Here is a 21,021-nt window from a genome sequence, read left to right on the forward strand (position 1 = left end):
AGCATCCCGCGGCCGACCCATGCCGGCCGCGCCGTCCGCTCCGCCGTCACGCGGCCCACTCGATGCCCCGGTCAAGAGTGACCGCCTCACTTTCGATACGCTACCGTTGCGTATCGAAAGTACCCCCTGATCGCCCCCGAGCTCAACCCGAACGGCGGGCGGTCAGCGCTTTCCGGCCACCGATGGGGGCGTTGAAGGTCAAGGCCGGCCGTACGCGGTCCCCCGCGGTACGCCCGCGCACACAGCGGTATTCGGCGAGCCGGCATCCCGCCCCAGGACGACGGCGTACTCACCTGCCCCCGCCACTTCAGCCTTGTGGTCACTCCGTATCGGGCACCGCCACCGGGTCGACGTCGAAGATCGCGGCGCGCTTCGTGGTCATCACACGCTCACGTCACCGCTTGCTGCTGAGCCGCACATCGACCTCCTTCCCCTGGTCACCCGACGCCGCACCCCAGTGGTCCACGGCGAACGCCGTGCTCAGAGCCTCGAACAGCTGGTCCACGGCGGCGTAGGCGCCCTGGAGCGTGGCGGAGACCGAGCTGTCCAGCGGAACGGGATCGGTCGGGATCCGCTCCCGGGCCGGCTCGAACTCCGCGGTCCACACGACGGAGTGGTCGCCCGGCTGCTCCTGGGCCATGTCGTCGAGGGAACGGTCGGTCGGGAACGCCATCCGCAGGACGCCGAAAACAGTGGCAGCGTCCTCCTTGGACGCTGCGGTGAGGGACACGGTGGCCATCGGGCTCACTCTCCTTCAGAACGACGGGACACAGAGGATCGAACGGACGCATGAGTCACAGTGGGCGGTTCGTCGGGCACGGAGTGCCCTGGACGTGGGCTGCCGGAATGCGTGGCGCCTTTCCGCCCGGTTTCGGCCCTCCGGTGTTTCCTGGGGCTTCCGGGCCGCGCTCGCTCACGGCGTCCCCTCTTCCTCGCGCAGACTTCCTCGCACAGACTTCCTCGCACAGAATTGGTGTCAGAGCCGGGTACCCCGACGCCCGAAGACAAATCCGACCTCGACACCCCTGACCTGGGGGGGCCGGACCGTGCGGACGTTCAGGGCATCGGTAGGGCTGCGAAGGGGCGGGCGCCGGCCGAACGCCGGCACCCGCCCCTGTGCGCTGTGGTGACCGTCAGGCTCGGTGGTCTCCGTAGTAGCCGCCGACCTGCTCGTGGTAGCCGGCGTCCCCGATGTGCTTGTCCTTGTCGAACTCGGGGGAGTTCTTGATCTCTTCCTTGGTACGGCCGACGTGGATCGTCCGGTCCGCGACGTCGATGGAGGAGACGACACCGGCAGGGAGCAGAACCTGCTTGCCGAAGATCCACACTCCGGTGTCGACGACGATGTACGCGGCTCCGACGTCCTCGGAGTGCTTGTCGACCTTGCCGATCGAGCCGTCGCTCGCCTCGACCTTGAACCCGGTCAGATCCGTCCCCGTCCGGTGGCCCGACTCGGCCTGGTAACCCCACATGTTGTCCGTCATACAAACCTCCCCTTGTGGTGCGTGAATACCGAGGAAGCCCGTCCGAGATTTCGGTGGGTGATCCTCGGAGGTCGAGTGCCCACCGTTCTCGATCCCACACAATGTGAAATGTCGACTACGCACCACGCGTCAATTGATCGCGAATCCGACGCCACCCAAAATCAGCGCGGGGAGAAGTACAAGAATCAACACAGCCATATCGATTCCCCTTCGGGAAGGCCGTAGTACCCGCCTTACTCAATGGCATACGGGCGCTTTCCGGCCTCCCTTCCCCGGTACGTCGCCGACCGGACCGACCGAGACTTTTCGCCCGGTCGACGCGGCCGGTCCGCATAAGACGGCTCCCGCGGGTCACCCGTGGGCCGTGCTGAGAATCGGAATGATCGCGGTGGTCGTGGCCGCCGCCCTCGCGGCCGCGGCCGCGGCCGTGACGGTGTCGCCCTGGTGGTGGACGGCCGCGGCGCCGCTCGCCGCGCTCGGCGTGATCGGTGTGTGGGACCTGGTCCAGCGGCGGCACTCGGTGCTGCGGAACTATCCGGCGCTCGGGCACGCCCGCTTCCTGCTGGAACGCGTCCGCCCGGAACTCCAGCAGTACTTCGTCGAGCGGAACTTCGACGGCCGCCCCTTCGACCGGGACATCCGCAGCATCGTCTACGAGCGGGCCAAGGGCACCGCCGCCGAGGAGCCGTTCGGGACCGAGCGTGACGTGTACCAGGCGGGATACGAGTACCTGGTTCCCTCGATGGCTCCGCGCCCGGTGCCCGAGGACCCGCCACGGGTACGGATCGGCGGCCCGGACTGCACCCGGCCGTACGACATGGCCCTGCTGAACGTCTCCGCGATGAGCTTCGGCTCCCTCTCCGCCAACGCCGTGCTCGCGCTCAACCAGGGCGCGGCGGCGGGCGGTTTCGCGCATGACACCGGTGAGGGCGGGCTGTCGGAGTACCACCTGCGCCCGGGTGGCGACCTGGTCTGGGAGATCGGTACCGGCTACTTCGGCTGCCGGACCCGGGACGGGGACTTCGATCCCGGGGAGTTCGCCGAGAAGGCGTCCGGCGAGAGCGTCAAATGCGTGTCGCTGAAGCTGTCGCAGGGGGCGAAGCCCGGGATCGGCGGGGTGCTGCCCGGGGCCAAGGTGAACGCCGAGATCGCCCGGGTGCGGGACGTCCCCCAAGGGCGGACGGTCATCTCACCGCCGTATCACCGGGTCTTCTCCACGCCTCGTGAACTGGTCCGATTCATCGCGCGGATGCGGGAGTTGTCCGGCGGCAAGCCTGCCGGCTTCAAGCTGTGCCCCGGTTCCCGGCGCCAGTTCCTCGCCGTGTGCAAGGCGATGATCGAGGAGGGCACCGCGCCCGACTTCATCATCGTCGACGGCGGTGAAGGCGGCACGGGCGCCGCCCCTCTCGAATTCGCCGACCACGTCGGCACCCCGCTCACCGAGGGTCTGACGACCGTCCACAACGCGTTGGTCGGCGCGGGCCTGCGGGACCGGATCCGGATCGGCGCGAGCGGCAAGATCGCCACCGGGACGGACCTCGTCAAACGCCTGATCCAGGGCGCCGACTACGGCAACGCGGCCCGCGCCATGATGTTCGCGGTCGGATGCATCCAGGCCCAGCGCTGCCACACCAACACCTGCCCCGTCGGCGTCACCACCCAGGACCCGCGCCGGGCCCGCGCACTCGACGTCGGCGACAAGGCCGCACGCGTACGGCGCCTCCAGGAGGCCACCGTAGGCAGCGCGTTGCAGATCATGGCCTCCATGGGCGTCACCGACCCCGCCCAGCTCCGGCCCCACATGCTGCGCCGTCGCATCGACCCGCAGACCGTGCGTTCCTACGACGTCCTGTACGACTGGCTCTCCCCCGGGCAACTGCTCGTCGAGCCCCCGGCCGACTGGGCGGCCGACTGGAAGGCCGCCGACCCCGACCACTTCACCATCTGACCCGCACCCGCCGCACGATCCGACCTGGAGGAATCCGTGGCACGAACCGTCGCCCGCGTCATCGTGGACGCCCTGAGCGAACTCGGCGTCCGCCAGGTGTTCGGCGTCGTGGGAGACGCGCTCAACCCCCTCACCGACGCCATCCGCACCACCGACGACGTGGAGTGGGTCGGCTGCCGCCACGAGGAGGCCGCCGCCTTCGCCGCCAGCGCCCAGTCCCAGCTCACCGACCGCCTCGGGGTGTGCATGGGCACGGTCGGCCCCGGCTCCGTCCACCTCCTCAACGGCCTCTACGACGCGGCAAAGAGCCGTACGCCCGTCCTGGCCATCGCCGGCCAGGTCCCGCTGTCCGAGCTGGGCAGCGACGCCTTCCAGGAGGTCGACAACGACCTGCTCTTCCGTGACGTGGCCGTCTTCCGCGCCACCGTCACCGACCCCGACCAGCTGCCGCAGCTCCTGGAGACGGCGGTGCGCAACGCCCTGGGCCACAAGGGCGTCGCGGTCCTCACCGTGCCGGGCGACCTCGGCGACCGCGAACTGCACCACGACCGTCCGGCCCGCTTCTCCCTCACCACACCCACCACCCGCCCCGAGGCGTCCGCCGTACGACGGGCCGCCGGCCTCCTCTCCGCCGCGGACCGGATCACCCTGCTGGTCGGGCAGGGCGCCCGCGCCGCCCGCGAGGACGTCCTCGCGCTGGCGGACCGCCTCGCGGCCCCGATGGTGCTGACGTTGAAGGCCAAGGAGGGCTTCGAGGGCGACAACCCCTTCCAGGTCGGCCAGACCGGACTGATCGGCAACCCCGCGGCGGCCGGAGCCATGCGGTCGGCGGACACCCTGCTCCTGCTGGGCACCGACTTCCCCTACCGCGACTGGTATCCCGAGGGCCGTACGGTCATCCAGGTCGACACCGAGCCCGCGCACATCGGACGCCGCGTCCCCGTGGACCTCGGCCTCGTCGGCGACGTGGGTGCCACCGTGCGCGACCTGCTCGACCAACTGGCCGCCGAGCCAGGCGAGTTGGGCGACCTGAGCGGCGCACGCGACCGCGGTCACCTGGAGGAAGGACGGAAGCGTTTCCTGAGCTGGCGTGCGAGCCAGGCACGCCTCGCCGATCCCGCGCACGACCAGAGCCTGGTCGGCAAGGCCCGCTCCGCGCTGGACAACCGCGAACACGGCATCCGCCCGGAGGCACTGGCCGCCGCCGTGGACCGCGGCGCCACCGACGACGCGATCTTCACCTCGGACACCGGAATGGCCACCGTCTGGCTCTCCCGGTTCGTCGAGATGCGCGGGACACGTCGACTGATCGGCTCCTACAACCTGGGATCCATGGCCAACGCGATGCCGCAGGCGCTCGGCGCGCAGTACCTGGACCGGGACCGCCAGGTCGTCGCCTTCTGCGGCGACGGCGGCCTGAGCATGCTCCTCGGCGACCTCATGACCCTCAAGTCCTACCGACTGCCGGTCAAACTCGTCGTCTTCGACAACCGCCGCCTCGGCATGGTCAAGCTGGAACAGGAGCAGGCGGGACTCCCCGAGTTCGGTACGGTCCTGGACAACCCCGACTTCGCCGCCGTCGCCACCGCCCTCGGCATCACCGGCATCCGCGTCACCGACCCCGCCGACCTCGACGACGCCGTACGCCGCGCCTTCGCCACCGCCGGCCCCGTCCTGCTCGACGTCCTGACCAACCCGGACGAGATCGCCGTACCCGCCAAACCCACCGTCGAACAGGGCTGGGGCTTCGCCGTCGCCAAGATGAAGGAACTCCTGCACAGCCACGGCGACGAAACCCAGCACTGATCACGGGCGCAGGAGGACGGCGGCCCGGCCCACTCCGACCCCGAGGTCACCGGACAGCCTGTCGACACGTCTGCTCCGACAAGCGGTGAGGCGTCCTTACCCGGGTACTCGGACACACGATCAGACGGTGGCAGGAGAAGGCCGGTTGATCGCCACGCTCTCGCTCGTGCTGGATGTACAGGCGGCCGCACTGATCGTCACCGGCGCCCTGGCCGCCGGCACCGGAACAGACCATCGACAGCGTCAAGGCCGACGTGGCCGAGATCAGGGAGAAGGCACACCGATGACCCAGGACAAGCCGCACACCGGCGATGAGGCGACGCCCGCCACGGACGAACCGCGTGCGCAGGTCGAGGCGACGCGCGAGGAACTCGGCGAGACCGTCGAGGCGCTCGCGGCGAAGGCCGACGTCAAGACCCGCGCCGAGGAGAAAACGGCACAGGCCCAGGCCCAACTGCGGGACAAGGCATCCCACGTGGTCCACGTGGTGCAGGACAAGACCCCGGAGCCGGTACGCGAGAAGGCCGGCCAGGGTCTGCAGGCGGCACGGGCCAACCGTGCCCCGTTGCTCGCCGCGGCCGGTGCGCTCATCGCGCTGCTGCTCATCCGCCGCTCCAGGAAGCACCGATGAGAGCGAGCAAGATCGCTTACGGACCGCCCGGCCATGACGAGGACACCCCCGACGCCACCGACACCCGTCGACTGACCGGCACCTGTCCCGGCTGATCACTCCTGTCGGCGTCCCCCGCGACCCGAACCCGGGCGGACGCCGACAGGCAGCCGACTTTCCGGAGCCTACGACAGGCGGAATGTCGTCGTGTTGTCGTTGGTCCTGGGGACGTACTGCTGCTTCCAGGTCCATCCGGCGTCGCCGCGCTTGTAGTGGAGTTCGACCGACGAGTTCTTCTTCCACCAGAAGTTCCAACCCGTGGCGCAGGTGCCCGCGTTGACCCTCCAGACCGGCGAGTCGTCCCAGTCGTTGTACTGGTTGTAGCCCTTGACCCAGAACAACTGGGTCACGTCGCCGTCGTTGCAGACCGTGATCTGTACGGCGGGGACCGTTGCCGCGCTGGCCGTCGTGGGAACGGCCAGGCCGCCGAGGACGGCGCCCGCGGCGAGCGCCGTCATGGTGATTTTCCTTCTGATGTCCTGCATGTCGTTGCCACCATCCTGTGGGGTGAGGGAGATCAGCTGAGCAGTTCTTTGGACCGCAGCCAGGTCAGCGCCGCCTCGGACGGGGACTCGCCCGACCCGACGGCGGCGGCGAGAGCGGCCAACTGGTCTGTCGTGAGGGCCGAGTTGAGGCGGGCCAGGGCATTTCTCGCGGCCAGGCCCGCGTCGGGGGCCTGGACGAGGGGGAAGACGTGCTCGGGCGGGATGACGCCCGCGGGGTCGGTCAGCACGACCAGTCCGTCCCGGGTGATGACGGGGTCCGTGCCGCGCAGGGCCAGTACGTCGGCGGTCGCCGAGGTGCCGGCGGGGGTGAGGGTGACGCCGTACGCCTCCTTCAGTGACGAGGGCGTCGGAGCGTCCGGGGTGCCGGCGGCCGATCCGCCGAGGGCGAGGCGGCCGCCGGCTTCCTGGAGGTCGGCGAGGCTGTGCAGGTCGTGGCGCCGCGCGGTGGTCGGGCTGACCGCGAGGACGACTCCGCGCTGGGCCACGGCCGGGGGCAGGGCGACGATCCCGACCGGGAGCGCCATGCTCAGCGTCGCCGGCATGTTCCCGGGCAGGATCTGCCCGCCCGGGAACGTGCGCAGCAGGGTGCTCTCGTACGCCGGCGCCAGGCCGATCTCCCCCGCCACCACGGCCTTAGCGGCGGCTGCGGGCGACGGGTAGCTCGTGGCCGCCATCCGCACCCGCTGTCCGGCGTGGGTGAGGAGTTCGCCGTACAGGGCGGCCACCGCCCGGCTCTCTGCCGAGGTGTCGGTGCCGATCACGATCGGCCCCTGACGGTCCGCGTAGGCGGTGTCGGATTCGCTGTGTGCGCCGGCCGCGCAGCCGGTCAGGAGGACCAGGGAGCAGACGGCGGCCACGACGAGGCCGAGCCTGGAACGGGGAGGGGAAGCAGGGGAGCACCACATGCCGTCGTCCGGTCTCAGCAGTGGGCGGCGCGGTCGCCGGAGCTCATCTTGGCGTCCTTGAACGTCACCGTGTCCCATTCCGGGTGGTCGCTGTTGGCGCCGGAGGACTGGTAGTTGTTGACGTACCAGATGTAGTGGCCGTAGTAGCGCTTCCCGAAGTGGATCTCGTACCAGCCCTTGGCCTGCTGCTTGGCGGTGCCGCGCTCGATCCAGCCCTTGTAACCGGCGGGGATGTTGAGCGTGTTGCTCTCGGTGTCGGTGTGCGATGCCTCCCAGCTGTGGCTGTAGCTCGCGGCGATGCTGGCCGTGAACACCTTGAACCACTCGTAGCTCGCGCTGACCGTGATGCCGAAGGTGTTCGTGGAGCCGGTCGTGTCCGACCAGTCGATACGGTGCTGGTTGGTCTGGCTCGCGCAGTTGAACGCGGTGCTGCCGACCTGGTGCGTCGGACCCGTGTAGGTCCAGTAGTCCGTCGCGTGGAACTCGCACAGGTCCGCCCAGCCGCAGGCGTCCAGCAGCTCCTTGGTGGTCGGGCTGTCGGCGGCGGTGGCCTGCGGAGCCGCCATCAGGGACGCTCCCAGGGCGAGGGCCGCGACGGCCCCGGCGGTACGGAACACGCGCTTGGGGAGAGCGGGCTTGCGGAACGGGAATGACATCGGGGCACTCCAGTGGGGGGGCCGGCGGGGGAACCGTCGGCGCGAGCGGGGTGGGTTGCGGGCGGCCGACGGAATTGCCGTGAGCCGCCCGCCCGTTCCGCCCACGGGGAATTGAGGCGGACCGGGCACGTCCCACTCTTGGGGGCTCCGATTTGTTGATCAATGCAGCTCAGAGGCGTAAACAAGCCGGATCCGCGCCGGATACGGATCGTTGACCGCGTGGTTGCCGGCGCATTGCCCGGCTCTGTGTGCGGTGCTTGCCGGGCTCGTGCGGTGACTCGGGTCCGGCGTCAGGAACCGCACACGCGCCGGTAGGGCACGTCCGGGAGGTAGGCACGCCATTCGGCGGCGGTCAGCGTCGTTCCGGCGCGCGCGCAGAGGCGGGTGACGGCCGACGAGGGATCGATGGCGTACCGCCGCACGGGGACGTGAGCGCCACCGGCGTAGACAGAACCGCCGTCCGCCGCGAAGGCGAGGGACAGGATCGCGTCACCCGGGGTGCCGAGGCCGCCGCCGAGAGGTTGCCGCGCGTCGACGTCCCAGAGCCGGAGGGCGCCCGAGCCGTAGCCCACCGCGAGGGTACGGCCGTCGGAGCTGAAGGCGAGCGCGGTGACCCGCGAGCAGGCGGTGCAGTCGGACGAGGACACCGGGGCGGGGGCGGGTGGGATGACAGTGGCCCGGGTACGGATGCCGCGGCCGTGCCAGAGGGTGACGCTGCCGAAGCCGCCGCCGGTCGCGAGGTACCTGCCGTCACGGCTGAGCGCGACGGCGTACGGGCCCTCCCCTTGGTCGAGCGGGACGGTCACGCCGTAGGGCAGGTCCGCGTCCGGGCCGCGGTAACCGGCGACGAGGGCTGCCCTGGACGCTCTGGCCAGGGCCCGCGGTCTGTCGCTTCCGGTACGGCGGACGGTGTCCCACACCTCACCGTCGAGCGGGCCGGCGAGGGTGGCCCGGGACAGCAGCAGCTCCCGGCCTCCCGGGGTGAGCGCGATGGAGCGGACCCCTGATGCGAATGCCCCGCCCGGGTCGAGCGAGGCCCGCGGCCGGTTGCCCGGCACGTCCCACACGACGAACCGGGCGGACGTGGGGCGCGGAGCCGGGAGTCGCGGAAAAGGGGCGCCGATGCCGTAGGCGAAAGCCCGGCCGTCGGGACTGAACGCCATCAGGGGCCGGCCGCTCCCCTGCGCGGTGATCACTCCGGTTCCCCGTGTGCCGGGGGGCACCGATGGCAGCGGTGCGTCCATGAGGGGGCGGCCGGTCCTGGTGTCGCTCAGCCGGAACCGGTAACCGCCGCCGTATCGCTCGGTGGTGGCCAGCAGGTGGCCGTCCGGGCTGAGCAGCAGTCCGGCCGGTGCCCGGTGGGCCCACGGGGTGGCGAGCGGCACCGAGAGGTCGAGGGAGTGCACGGTGCTTCCCGCCAGGTAGCGCAGGGTCGGATCGGCGGGATCCCAGGCGAGGGCGGTGACGGGTCCGTCGGCCGGCAGCCGGCGGAACACCGGCGCGGCCGGGGCCGACAGTCGCCAGACCGTCACGTCGTCCGGCCCCACGGCCGCCAGAAACGTTCCGTCAGCGGTGAAGGCCAGGTGTCGGTCGCCCGGGCGGGAGAGGTCGGCGATCTGTCGCCCCGACGCGGTGTCCCAGACGCGTGTCCCGGTGGCCGAGACCGCGGCGAACCGCGTCCCGTCGGCGTCGAACGCGAGGGACGAGGACGAGCACTCCGACGCCGGCGTGGTCTGCCAACCGCCCGGCAGCACGCGGTGCCGGACGGTGTCCCACAGCGTCAGCGTCCGGCCCGGCGCGCACACGGCCGCCAGCCGCGCGTCCGCGCTCGGGACCAGGGCATCGGCCCGCGCCGTCTCGAACAGCGGCCGGTCGTCCGCGAAGGCGCGCAGCTGGATCGTCGAGTCCGGGCCCTGGACGACATAGCTGGCGCCGTCGACGCCGAAGCCGACGACCTGGCCGGCCACCCTGCGCGGACCGGACAACTCCCCCGTCCCGGCGGCCAGTCGCCACAGCCGCCGGCCCCCGTCGTCGGCCAGGGCGACGGTCCGGCCGTCGGGGCCGACCGCGGCCACCGAGACGCCCGGGGTGTCCGAGACACCCGGGAGACCCGGCAGTCGGCCGGTGCCGACACGGCGGTGCGTGACCACGTCCCAGGTCGACCAGCGGCCGGCGCCCACGCTGAGCAGCGTGCGGCCGGAACCGGTGAGGAAGTCCCGGACGCCGTCTCCCTGTTCGGGGGCGGTGAAGACGTCCCGCTCGGGATCGGCCAGGGCGCCCAGCAGGGCCGCGCGGCTCTCGGGCAGCGGTGCGAGCCGCCAGGCGGCGACGCTGAGCAGCGCCGCGGTACGGGGGTCGGTCGTCATCACCGCACCGGCCAGGGCGGCGGCGTGCCGGGCGGCGGCCCGGGTGCGCTCCAGGTCGGCCGAGCGGCCGGCGTCCCAGGCGGCTTCGCCGGTCACCAGGACCGCCGCCGTGACGAGGGAGAGGGCGAGGAGGAGTGCGCGTACGCGGCCCTTCGCGCGGTGCGCGCTCCAGCGCTCCATGCGGTGGGCCACGCGGGAGGCGCTGAGGAACGCCCGTTCCAGACCGGTGAGATCGTCGTCGTTGCTGCCCCGGACGAACAGCATGTCGGCGACGACGAGGCGGGCTCCCCGGTACAGGGAGCCGGCGTCACGGCCGTGCTCCTGCCAGCTGCGGGCGGCCTCACTGAGATGCCGGTGTATTCGCAGCCGGTCGCGGTTGCCCTCGATCCAGCACTGCAACCGCGGCCAGCCGGTGATCAGGGCCTCATGGGCGAGTTCCGCGTTCTCCTCGTCCAGGGTGACCAGCCGGGCGCGGGCGAGCCGCTCGAGGACGACGGGGACCTCGGGGTCCTGCCACTCGCGCAGTTCGGCGCGGGGTACCGGGCGCCGGGTGTCGGGGCCGCCCTCACCCGGAGTGATCAGCGCGAGCAGGAGACGCTGGGCGGTACCGGCCTGATCGGGGGTCAGCCGGCCGTAGACCTCCTCGGCCGCGCGGGCGATCGCCCCGTGCACGCCGCCCGCCTCCTCGTACGCGGCGAGGGTGAGCACACCGCTGCGCCGCCTGCGCCAGGTCTCCCGCAGGGCCTGCGACAGCATGGGCAGCGCGCCGGGCCGGCCGGCCACCTCCTCGACGATCCGCTGGGTGAGCCCACGCTCCACTCTGAGGCCCGCCGCCGTGGCCGGTCCGACGACCGCCTCCCGCAGTTCCGTGCGGGTCATCGGCTCGACGGTCAGCGCGGTGTCGCGCAGCGCCTCGGCCAGGCCCGGGTGCTCCGCGCAGCGGTGGGCGAAGTTGCGGCCCACCGTGATGACCACACGCAGCCGGTGTGCCGGGTCGCGGGCGGCGAGCAACTGGTCGACGAACCGCCAGCGGTCGGCCCGGTCCCGGCAGAGCGTGAAGACCTCCTCGAACTGGTCCACCACCAGGAGGCGTTCAGGACCCTCCGGCCGCGGCACCAGTAACGGCCCGTGGGTGGCCGCAGGACGCTCGCCCGGCGTGATCATCCGGAGCTGCGCGTCGCAGCCCGCCTCGTCGACCACGGTCTCCAGCCGGGGCATCAGCCCGGCCCGCAGCAGCGAGGACTTCCCGCTGCCGGACGCCCCGAACACCACCACGAACCGGTGCTCCAGCACCATGCGCACGGCGTCCTCGGCCAGCCGGTCCCGCCCGAAGAACAGCTCCCGGTCGCCGCTTTCGAACCGCGCCAGCCCCTGGTACGGCGACTCCCCGTCCACCCCTGCACCCGCCTTCGCCGCGTCGGCCGCCGCTCCCAGCCGCTTCTCCCATACGTCGGGATCGGCGCCGCACGCCAGCGCGTACGCCCGGACCACCGTCACCGATGGCAAGCGCTCTCCCGATGCCGCCCGCGACAACGCGGCCACCGAGAGTCCGGCCCGCTCGGCCATCACGCGGTACGACGGGGAGCCGGCCTCGCCGCGCAGGGACCGCAGCTCATGGGCGAAGCCCTGCACCGGCCCGGCGCCAGGATCCAGCGGGCGCTCAGGACGCCCGCGCCGGGCGGTCACGGGTACTCCGGGGGAGAGCTGATCGGCTTCATGGGCGGTTTCATCGGCAATCGCTTTCGCAACGACAGGGCTGCCCGGACGGGATCGGCCTGAGCAGACGGACCGGTGCTCGACGGAATGCCGCGTCGTCGCGGCCGTCGACAGGAGCGCGCGGCATGCGGGAACGTTCACAGCCCATCCGGACGCCGCCGGAGTGAGCCTCCTGGCGGCGAGTATGTCAGGACAGCTTGAAAGTGAGAAGACTTTCCAGTTCCCGTCATCGAGAAGATCCGTCCGCTCGTGGCCCAGCACATCCGCTCCGCCGGCCACGCCCCCGACGCGCGTCTGTTCACCAGCCCGCGAGGACCGCCGGTCTCCAGCAGACGAGCACCGGGGAGGGACCCCAGACGCCGGAGGGCGTCGGACAGTTCCTCGACGAGACGGTAGAGCTCCGCCACGGTTGAGGGCGGCGTCGGGGCCTGGCTCCGACATGCGGCCACCCGTCGCCGGTGAGTGTCGAAGCAGGCGGCCAGGTGGCGCAAGCCAAGCCGTCCATCACCCCAGACGCCGACGGGCATCAAGGGCACGGTCCCGACAAGCAGGCGGGTTCCGGGAGTTCGCGGCATGGGCGATCGGCACGGACCCGGTCAGCGCGGCTCGGCCATCGTGCCGCGCACGACGAGGTGCGGGGCGAGGACCACCTCTCGCGGCTCGGTACGCCCGTGGTCGAGGCGTTCCACGGCGGCGGCCACCGCGTAGCGCGCCTGCTCCTCGGCCCCCTGGCTGACCGTGGTCAGGTCGAAGCAGCTCAGGCGGGAGAGCCGGTCGTCGTCGTACCCGGCGACGGACACCTCGCCGGGGACGGACACACCGGCGCGGGCCAGAGCGGCCAGGACGCCGATCGCGCTCTGGTCGTTGAACGCGACCACGGCGGTGGGCAGTTCACCCGCGTCGAGGAGGTGACGGGCGGCGCGCTCACCGGCCGCCTCGGTGTTGTCGCCGCGCAGGACACTGATGTGCGCGTCCAGATCATGGCGCCGCATGGCAGTCCGATAACCGCGGCGCCGGTCGGTGGCGATCACGCCCTTGCCGCCGTCGACGTACGCGATCTCGCGGTGCCCGAGCGCCACCAGACGGTCGACTATCTGCCCGACGCCGTCGTCGTCCGCGGTGCGGACCACGTCCAGTTGCCCTTCCTCGATGCGTCGGCCCACGACGATGACGGGGGCCTTGCCGTCGAGCGCGGCGAGCGTGTCGACGGGGGCGGTCGGGCCGAGCAGGATCAGCGCCTCGCTGCGGAAGGCCAGGAGCGTCTCGATGGCGGTGCGCTCGTCACGGGTGCGGGTCTGGGTGCTCAGGACGAGGTCGTAGCCGACCTCCTCGGCGGCCGAGTGCAGGTGCTCGACCAGGTCCGCGTGGAAGGGGCTGTGGACGTCGACCATGACGCCGAGCATCCTGGTGCGCCTGCTCGCCAGCAGGCTGGCGGTGCGGTCCACCTGGTAGCCGAGGTCGGCGGCGGCCTTCAGGACACGCTGCCGGGTGCGTTCGCTGGGGCCCGCCACACCCCGCAGCACGAGGGAGACGGACGCGGTGGAGACACCCACGCGTGCGGCCACGTCCTCCAGCCGCGGGCGCTTCTTCGCGGCTGCCCGGCGATGTTCCGCCCCGACGTCCTCCACTGTGCCTCCCGGCCGCAATCTTCTCGCGCAACGCCCTTGACACGCTCTCGAAACGAGTCGATAGTACCAGGAATTAAAGCGCTTTAAATTGTCCTGACGTTCCAACTTCCCGATGTTCCGGCGAAGGTCGTTGGCCCGTCGCCCGCGATCGGCGGGGACACCCGCTCACCGTCGACGCCGCCCACAAGGCGGACGAGCGGCCGCGGTCGGCACCCCCGGCCGCCACGGCTCTCCGCGAGCCGACTCCGATCCCCCGTCCAGACCCCGGCACCGGCCCGTCAAGCAGCCGGCGGATCCACCGCCCTGCTGCCTCTTTCAGTCGCACAGCGAGGTGCACGAACCATGAGCCGTACATCCCTTCCCCGCTCCCGCAGAGTCCTCCCCGTCGTGGCCGCCGCCACCGTGGCCGCCCTCGCTCTCGCGGGCTGCTCCAGCAGCTCCGGCGGCAAGAAGTCCGCGGACTCGGCCGCCGACGCCTCGGTGGGCAAGGCCACCACTCCGCGCATGACGATCGCGATGGTCACCCACGCGCCCTCCGGCGACACCTTCTGGGACACCATCCGCAAGGGCGCCGAGGCCGCCGCGGCCAAGGACAACGTCAAGCTCGTCTACTCGAACGACGAGACGGCCGCCGACCAGGCCAACCTGGTGCAGAACGCGATCGACCAGAAGGTCGACGGCATCGCCGTCACCCTCGCCAAGCCGGATGCCATGAAGGCCGTCGTCGCCAAGGCCGAGCAGGCCGGCATCCCCGTCGTGGGCTTCAACGCCGGGCTGAGCGAGTGGAAGAAGCAGGGCCTGCTCTCCTTCTTCGGCCAGGACGAGTCCGTCTCCGGCCAGGCGCTCGGCACCAAGCTCAACTCCACCGGCGTCAAGCACACGTTGTGCGTGATCCAGGCCCAGGGCGACGTCAACCTCGAACAGCGCTGCGCCGGCGTGAAGAAGACCTTCAGCGGCAAGACCGACATCCTCTACGTCAACGGCACGGACATGCCGTCGGTGAAGTCGACGATCTCCGCCAAACTCACCCAGGACAAGTCCATCGACGAGGTGGTCACCCTCGGCGCCCCCTTCGCGCTGACGGCCGTGCAGTCGCTGTCCGACGCGGGCAGCAAGGCGAAGGTCGCCACCTTCGACCTCAACGCGAGCCTCATCTCCGCGATCGAGAAGGGCACCATCCAGTTCGCCGTCGACCAACAGCCCTACCTCCAGGGCTACTTGGCGGTCGACGCGCTGTGGCTCTACAAGACGAACGGCAACTACAGCGGCGGCGGTGAGCAGCCCGTACTGACCGGCCCGGCCTTCGTCGACAAGACCAACGTCGACACCGTCGCCAAGTTCGCCGCGAAGGGCACCCGGTGATGAGCACGGTCCAGCACGCCGAGCCGGCGGTGACCTCACCGCCGGCCCCCGGCCCGCCGGAGACCGACGGCCGGACCACCGAACGGCCCCTGGTGATAAGGCTGTTGGCGCGTCCCGAGATAGGCGTCTTCCTCGGCGCCGCCGCCGTCTTCGCGTTCTTCCTGATCACGGCCCCGCCCGTGCGGGACGGCGCCTCGATGGCGAACATCCTCTACAGCTCGTCGACCATCGGCATCATGGCACTGCCCGTCGCACTCCTCATGATCGGCGGCGAGTTCGACCTCTCCGCCGGTGTCGCGGTCATCACGTCGGCGCTGAGCGCGAGCATGCTCAGCTACCAACTGACCATGAACATCTGGGTCGGTGTGGTCGTCGCCCTGGCGGTGTCGCTGGGCATCGGATTCCTCAACGGCTGGCTGCTCGTCAAGACCGGCCTGCCCAGCTTCCTCATCACCCTGGGCACCTTCCTGATCCTCCAGGGCGTCAACCTCGCCGTCACCAAGCTGATCACCGGCAACGTCGCGACCGACGACATCAGCACCATGGACGGCTTCGACCAGGCCAGGAAGGTCTTCGCGTCCTCGTTCGACGTCGGCGGCGTACAGGTGAAGATCACGATCGTGTGGTGGCTGGTCTTCGCGGCCGTCGCCACCTGGGTCCTGCTGCGCACCAAGTACGGCAACTGGATCTTCGCGGTCGGCGGCAACAAGGACTCCGCGCGCGCCGTCGGCGTCCCGGTGGACTTCACCAAGATCTCGCTGTTCATGCTGGTCGGCTTCGGAGCCTGGTTCGTCGGCATGCACCAGCTGTTCTCCTTCAACACCGTGCAGTCCGGCGAGGGCGTCGGCCAGGAACTCATCTACATCGCCGCGGCCGTCATCGGCGGCTGCCTCCTCACCGGCGGCGCCGGCTCCGCGATCGGCCCGGTCTTCGGCGCCTTCATGTTCGGCATGGTCCAGCAGGGCATCGTCTACGCCGGCTGGAACCCCGACTGGTTCAAGGCCTTCCTCGGCGTGATGCTCCTCGGCGCCACCCTCATCAATCTGTGGGTCAGCCGCGCGGCGACCCGGAGGTGAACCCAGTGACCACCACCCACCCGACCACGCCCACGGCCCCCGCAACGGGCAGCGGCGCCCCGGTAGTCGAGCTGCAGAACACGGGCAAGTCCTACGGCAACGTCCGCGCCCTGCACGGCGTCGACCTCGCCGTCCGCCCGGGCCAGGTCACCTGTGTGCTGGGTGACAACGGCGCGGGCAAGTCCACGCTCATCAAAATCATCTCCGGCCTGCACCAGCACACCGAGGGCGAGTTCCTCGTCGACGGCGGGCCCGTCCACTTCACCACCCCGCGCCAGGCACTCGACAAGGGCATCGCCACCGTCTACCAGGACCTGGCGACCGTGCCGCTGATGCCGGTGTGGCGCAACTTCTTCCTCGGCTCCGAGATGACCAGCGGCCCCTGGCCGATCCGCCGTCTCGACATCGAGAAGATGAAGAAGACCGCCGACGAAGAACTGCGGAACATGGGCATCGTCCTGGACAACCTGGACCAGCCCATCGGCACCCTGTCGGGTGGTCAGCGCCAGTGTGTGGCGATCGCCCGTGCCGTCTACTTCGGGGCCCGCGTCCTGATCCTCGACGAACCCACCGCCGCACTCGGCGTCAAGCAGTCCGGTGTGGTCCTCAAGTACGTGGCCGCGGCCCGCGAACGCGGCCTCGGGGTCATCTTCATCACCCACAACCCGCACCACGCCTACATGGTCGGCGACCACTTCAGCGTCCTGCGCCTGGGCACGATGGAGTTGTCGGCGGAGCGCAGCGAGATCACCCTCGAAGAGCTCACCAACCACATGGCCGGCGGCACCGAACTCGCCGCGCTCAAGCACGAGTTGTCCCAGGTACGCGGCCTCGACGTCAACGAGTTGCCGGAGGGCGAGGACGCCACGGCCCCGGTCGGAACGGCCGGCTGACAGCCGTACCCCCACACGGGTGGACGCCTTCGTCCGACGCGCCCCGCACCAGCTCCAACTCCCTCTCCCCACACCCCCGTTCCTCTATCCCCGAAGGCATTCCCTCATGAAGATCGCCCTCGACCCGTACATGATCCGTCATGTCCCGCTGCTCGAACTGCCCGGTGTGGTGGCCGAGTTGGGCTATGAGTGGATCGAGCTGTCGCCCCGCGAGGACTTCATCCCCTTCTTCCGTCACCCCCGCGTGGACGACGCCACCGTGCGCAAGTTCCGCAAGGCGCTGGACGCGGCCGGTGTGGGAATCTCGTCCCTGCTGCCGCTGTTCCGCTGGTCCGGCCCCGACGAGGACGCCCGGCAGGCCGCCGTGCGCTACTGGAAGCGGTCCATCCAGATCGCCTCCGAACTGGGCGTGGACAGCATGATCTCGGAGTTCAACGGCCGGCCCGAGGAAGCGGACCGCAGCGAGGCCCAGTTCTGGAAGTCGATGGACGAACTCCTCCCCCTCTTCGAACAGGAGGGCATCCGGCTGACGCTGGAACCGCACCCCGACGACTTCATCGAGGACGGGCATCAGGCGGTCGACTTCATCCGGGGCATCAACCACCCGAGCGTCAGCTTCCTGTACTGCGCCCCGCACACCTTCCACATCGGTGACGACGCCCCCGGCATCATCCGGCACGCGGGAGACCTGCTCACCCACGTCCACCTCGCCGACGCCTTCGACCACACCGCGTCCTCCGGCAACCGGTACATCCTCAACCCGCCCGGCACCACCGCCCGGATCCACCAGCATCTCGACATGGGCGAGGGCGAGGTCGACTTCGGCGAGCTGTTCCGGGCCCTGCGGGAGAACGACTTCGACGGCACCCTGACCGCGTGCGTCTTCGCCTGGGAGGAACGGGCCAAGGAGTCCTCGCTGTTCATGCGCGCGAAGATCGACGAGTACCTCGCCGCATCGTCGTAGCAGACCGTTGACATGCCTTTTCGGCGTGTGGACAGTACTCCGCCGCAGGCGCTCTTAAAGCGCTTTAACAACGTGCCCCCTGGGGTCACCGGAGCGAAGGGAATCGCGAAATGCCGTTGGAGGTGCTCACCGTGGGCCGTGTGGGAGTGGACATGTGTCCGCTCCTGGCGGACGTGGGCCTGACCGACGGCTCCTACGACCTCCTGGCCGCGCCCGAGTCGGCGGGCCGGGGACACTCCGGCTTCAGGATCCTGGCCCTGAAGCCGGGCGAGGCACACGCCCTGTCCACCGGAGACTCCGAGGTCCCGGTCCTGCCGCTGACGGACTCCCGCGCCGTCACCACGGGCAGATCGGCCTTCGAACTCACCGGCCGGACAAGCGTGTTCGCCTCGGCCACCGACTGCGCGCATCTGCCACGCGCGTCGGAGGCCCCTGTCCGCAGTGCGAACGGTGGGACGTTCGCACTGCCCCCCGCCCGTACCGGGTGGAGCTCACTCTCCGCCCGGTACGGGCCCAAGGGGAACGTGCCCGTCGTGTCGACCCGCTCGACGAGGCCATCAACGTGATCAACGCCGACCCGTACGGCGACGGAACCGCCCTGTCCACCGTCTCCGGCCAGGCCGCGCGCCGCTTCAGCATCCGCTTCCGCACCCGCCCCACGGTCGTCGTCACCGCTCGTCGGCCACAGCCCGTCTTCGACCTTCCCGCCCCCAGCTGACCTCTCATCTCAAGGGACACCTCATGACCTCCTCCGCCAAGCCCCTGTCCGTCGCGGTGATCGGAGCCGGTATGGCCGGCCGCAGTCACGCCGCCGGATACCGCAACGTCAACACCGTGTTCGGGCCGGGACTGCCGCCGGTCCGGCTGGCCGCGATAGCCGACGCCAACACCGCGCTCGCCGAGGACGCCGCCCGCCGCTACGGCTTCGAGAAGGCGTTGCCGAGCTGGGAGGCCGTCGCCGAGGACCCGACGATCGACGCCGTCAGCATCGTCGTCGGGAACGCGCTGCACCGGCCGATCGCCGAGGCGCTGGTCGCCGCCGGCAAGCACGTGCTGTGCGAGAAGCCGCTGGCCGGTTCGCTCGAAGACGCCCGTGCGATGGCCGAGTTGGAGCGGTCCGCCGACGTCGTCACCGCCGTCGGCTACACCTTCCGCCGCTCCCCCGGCATCGCCGCGATCCGCGAGCACGTACGGCGCGGGGAGCTGGGTGACCTCACCCTGTTCAGCGGACGCTACTGGTGCGACTACGCCACCGACCCCCGGGGGCCGCTGAGTTGGCGCTTCAAGGGGGGTGCCGGTTCCGGCGCGCTCGGGGACGTCGGCTCGCATGTCATCGACGCCGCCGAGTACGTCGCCGGGCCCATCGCCTCGGTCTCCGGTGCCATGCTGTCCACCCAGATCGCGAAGCGCCCGCTGCCGCTGGGCGCGGTCGTCGGGCACAACTCCGCACCCGTTTCGGATGAGTTCGGCGAGGTGGAGAACGAGGACACCGCGTCCTTCACCGTCCGCTTCGAGTCCGGGCTCGTCGGCACCTTCTCCGTCACCCGCACCGGTTTCGGGCTGCCCAACGGGCTCGCGTTCGACGTCCTCGGGGTCGGCGGCCGGGCCGCGTTCGACCAGCACCGGCCGGCCGAGTACCTCTTCGACGACGCACAGCCCGACGCCCATACGCGCGGTGCCCGGCAGATCATCGCCGGGCCCCAACTGCCGTACTTCGCGGGCGGGGTGCCGATGGAGGCGCCCGGTGTGGGCGCGAGCAACGCCGACAACTTCACCTACCAGGCCCGGGCGTTCCTCGACCAGGTCGCGGGGGTCGCCGACCCGCTGCCGGCCTGCGCCTCGTTCGCCGAGGGGCTGCGGACCATCGAGATCATCCGCGCGATCGTCGAGTCCTCGCAGACAGGCGGCGCCGCCGTCACCGTCCCGCCCGCCGTCTGACCCCCGCACTCATCCAAGGAGCACCCGCATGTCCCTCAAGCTCGGCGCCTACACCGCCTGTCTGCACGACCGCCCCCTGGCCGAGGCCCTCGACGTCCTCAAGGAGAACGGCCTGACCTCCGTCGAGGTCAACACCGGCGGGTTCATCCCCTCCCCGCACTGCCCGGTCGACCTGCTGCTGTCCTCGGCGGCCGCGCGCGAGGAGTACCTCGCGACGTTCGCCGAGCGCGGGATGGAGCTGACCGGCCTCAACTGCAACGGGAATCCGCTCAATCCGCTCCCGGGCGTCGGCCCGAAGCACGCGGACGACCTGCGCCGTACGATCCGCCTCGCGGGACTGCTCGGGGTGCGGCACGTGGTCACCATGTCCGGTACACCGGGCTCGGACCCGGACGCCAAGTACCCCTCCTGGGTGGTGAATCCGTGGGACGGCGTCTACATGGACGTCCTCGACTACCAGTGGGGTGTGGCCGTCGAGTTCTGGAAGGAGATCGACGCGCTGGCCCGGGAGAACGACGTCCGGGTCGCCATCGAGATGCACCCGCACAACATCGTCTTCTCCCCCATCACCCTGAAGCGGCTCGTCGACGCGACCGGCGCGACCAACGTCGGTGCGGAGATGGACCCTTCGCACCTGATGTGGCAGGGCATGGACATCGTCGCTTCCATCAAGTGGCTGGGCCCGCTGGTGTTCCACGCCGCTGCGAAGGACGCGACGCTCTGCCCCGGCGCGGACATCCGCGGTGTGCTGGACACGTCGTTCACCCGCGTCCCCGCCGACGCGCCGGACAAGGTGCCCACCGGCTACGGCTTCTGGTGCAACTCCTGGCCCGAGAACCCGGCGTGGAAGTTCGTCGCCGTCGGCGAAGGCCATGACGTCGCGTACTGGACGGAGTTCCTGCGCGCCCTCGCCGAGGTCGACCCGGACATGGCCGTGAACATCGAGCACGAGGACGCCGCCTACTCGCAGACCGAGGGCCTCGCCCTGGCCGCGAAGAACCTGCACGCCGCCGCGGCCGCCGTCTAGGCCCAACTCCCCTGTCAGGTACGGGAGTACAGGACCGCGCCCGGCCCAGCCGGGCCGGTCCGCCGTCCTCAGCCGC

General features: G+C 70.8%; 17 protein-coding genes and 2 pseudogenes. 12 read left to right on the forward strand and 7 right to left on the reverse strand.

Features of this window, described 5'->3' with window-relative positions; translation table 11 throughout:
- Positions 1–394: 394 nt before the first annotated feature.
- Both R2B38_RS00235 and R2B38_RS00240 read right to left on the reverse strand, forming a co-directional pair.
- Positions 395–739, reverse strand: coding sequence for a hypothetical protein (locus tag R2B38_RS00235; RefSeq protein ID WP_318014327.1), 345 nt, complete (start codon positions 737–739; stop codon positions 395–397).
- A 394-nt stretch (positions 740–1,133) separates the two neighbouring features.
- Positions 1,134–1,484, reverse strand: coding sequence for a PRC-barrel domain containing protein (locus tag R2B38_RS00240; protein ID WP_318014328.1), 351 nt, complete (start codon positions 1,482–1,484; stop codon positions 1,134–1,136).
- A 379-nt stretch (positions 1,485–1,863) separates the two neighbouring features.
- On the opposite strand from R2B38_RS00240, the gene R2B38_RS00245 reads away from it, so the two are divergent.
- The 4 genes and pseudogenes from R2B38_RS00245 to R2B38_RS00260 all read left to right on the forward strand — a co-directional run bounded on the left by R2B38_RS00245 (position 1,864) and on the right by R2B38_RS00260 (position 5,869).
- A complete protein-coding gene (locus R2B38_RS00245; protein WP_411978548.1) occupies positions 1,864–3,432 on the forward strand; it encodes an FMN-binding glutamate synthase family protein in 1,569 nt (522 codons plus the stop codon).
- Between the two features lie 36 nt (positions 3,433–3,468).
- Complete coding sequence (locus R2B38_RS00250) at positions 3,469–5,238, forward strand: thiamine pyrophosphate-dependent enzyme (protein WP_318014330.1); 1,770 nt, start codon at positions 3,469–3,471, stop codon at positions 5,236–5,238.
- Between the two features lie 148 nt (positions 5,239–5,386).
- Positions 5,387–5,525 (forward strand): annotated as a pseudogene (locus tag R2B38_RS00255) (phage holin family protein); the annotation flags it as partial.
- A complete protein-coding gene (locus R2B38_RS00260; protein ID WP_318014331.1) occupies positions 5,522–5,869 on the forward strand; it encodes a DUF3618 domain-containing protein in 348 nt (115 codons plus the stop codon). The pseudogene R2B38_RS00255 and the gene R2B38_RS00260, both read left to right, overlap by 4 nt.
- A gap of 164 nt (positions 5,870–6,033) precedes the next feature.
- On the opposite strand, the gene R2B38_RS00265 is transcribed toward R2B38_RS00260, so the two are convergent.
- From R2B38_RS00265 to R2B38_RS00285, 5 genes are all read right to left on the reverse strand, one after another.
- A complete protein-coding gene (locus R2B38_RS00265) occupies positions 6,034–6,366 on the reverse strand; it encodes a hypothetical protein (protein WP_318014332.1) in 333 nt (110 codons plus the stop codon).
- Positions 6,367–6,425: 59 nt separating this feature from the next.
- Positions 6,426–7,271 (reverse strand): glycine betaine ABC transporter substrate-binding protein, encoded by an 846-nt coding sequence (locus tag R2B38_RS00270; RefSeq protein WP_318014333.1) that lies wholly within the window; start codon positions 7,269–7,271, stop codon positions 6,426–6,428.
- Positions 7,272–7,333: 62 nt separating this feature from the next.
- Positions 7,334–7,975, reverse strand: coding sequence for a hypothetical protein (locus R2B38_RS00275; RefSeq protein ID WP_318014334.1), 642 nt, complete (start codon positions 7,973–7,975; stop codon positions 7,334–7,336).
- Positions 7,976–8,265: 290 nt separating this feature from the next.
- Positions 8,266–12,027, reverse strand: coding sequence for a hypothetical protein (locus R2B38_RS00280; RefSeq protein WP_318014335.1), 3,762 nt, complete (start codon positions 12,025–12,027; stop codon positions 8,266–8,268).
- Between the two features lie 626 nt (positions 12,028–12,653).
- Entirely contained in the window at positions 12,654–13,685 is a 1,032-nt protein-coding gene (locus tag R2B38_RS00285) for a LacI family DNA-binding transcriptional regulator (protein WP_318014336.1), read from the reverse strand.
- Between the two features lie 342 nt (positions 13,686–14,027).
- Here R2B38_RS00285 and R2B38_RS00290 point away from each other — a divergent pair, with 342 nt between their 5' ends.
- The 8 genes and pseudogenes from R2B38_RS00290 (at position 14,028) to R2B38_RS00325 (ending at position 20,945) form a co-directional block, all read left to right on the forward strand.
- Positions 14,028–15,047 (forward strand): sugar ABC transporter substrate-binding protein, encoded by a 1,020-nt coding sequence (locus R2B38_RS00290; RefSeq protein ID WP_318014337.1) that lies wholly within the window; start codon positions 14,028–14,030, stop codon positions 15,045–15,047.
- Complete coding sequence (locus R2B38_RS00295) at positions 15,047–16,123, forward strand: ABC transporter permease (protein WP_318014338.1); 1,077 nt, start codon at positions 15,047–15,049, stop codon at positions 16,121–16,123. The genes R2B38_RS00290 and R2B38_RS00295 overlap by 1 nt, the downstream gene beginning before the upstream one ends.
- A gap of 5 nt (positions 16,124–16,128) precedes the next feature.
- Positions 16,129–17,016 (forward strand): ATP-binding cassette domain-containing protein, encoded by an 888-nt coding sequence (locus R2B38_RS00300; protein WP_318014339.1) that lies wholly within the window; start codon positions 16,129–16,131, stop codon positions 17,014–17,016.
- Positions 17,017–17,122: 106 nt separating this feature from the next.
- Positions 17,123–17,980, forward strand: a complete 858-nt coding sequence (locus R2B38_RS00305; RefSeq protein WP_318021558.1) for a sugar phosphate isomerase/epimerase — start codon at positions 17,123–17,125, stop codon at positions 17,978–17,980.
- A 152-nt stretch (positions 17,981–18,132) separates the two neighbouring features.
- The gene (locus R2B38_RS00310; RefSeq protein WP_318021559.1) at positions 18,133–18,546 is read left to right on the forward strand and encodes a 5-deoxy-glucuronate isomerase; all 414 of its coding nucleotides are present in this window, start codon (positions 18,133–18,135) and stop codon (positions 18,544–18,546) included.
- Positions 18,513–18,698, forward strand: a pseudogene (locus R2B38_RS00315) (hypothetical protein); the annotation flags it as partial. The gene R2B38_RS00310 and the pseudogene R2B38_RS00315, both read left to right, overlap by 34 nt.
- 23 nt (positions 18,699–18,721) lie before the next feature.
- Positions 18,722–19,918, forward strand: coding sequence for a Gfo/Idh/MocA family oxidoreductase (locus R2B38_RS00320; RefSeq protein WP_318014340.1), 1,197 nt, complete (start codon positions 18,722–18,724; stop codon positions 19,916–19,918).
- Positions 19,919–19,946: 28 nt separating this feature from the next.
- Positions 19,947–20,945: a sugar phosphate isomerase/epimerase gene (locus R2B38_RS00325; RefSeq protein ID WP_318014341.1), complete on the forward strand. Its 999-nt coding sequence runs from the start codon at positions 19,947–19,949 to the stop codon at positions 20,943–20,945.
- Positions 20,946–21,021: the final 76 nt, after the last annotated feature.

The sequence above is a fragment of the Streptomyces sp. N50 genome (assembly GCF_033335955.1).
In the GTDB taxonomy this organism is placed as follows: domain Bacteria; phylum Actinomycetota; class Actinomycetes; order Streptomycetales; family Streptomycetaceae; genus Streptomyces.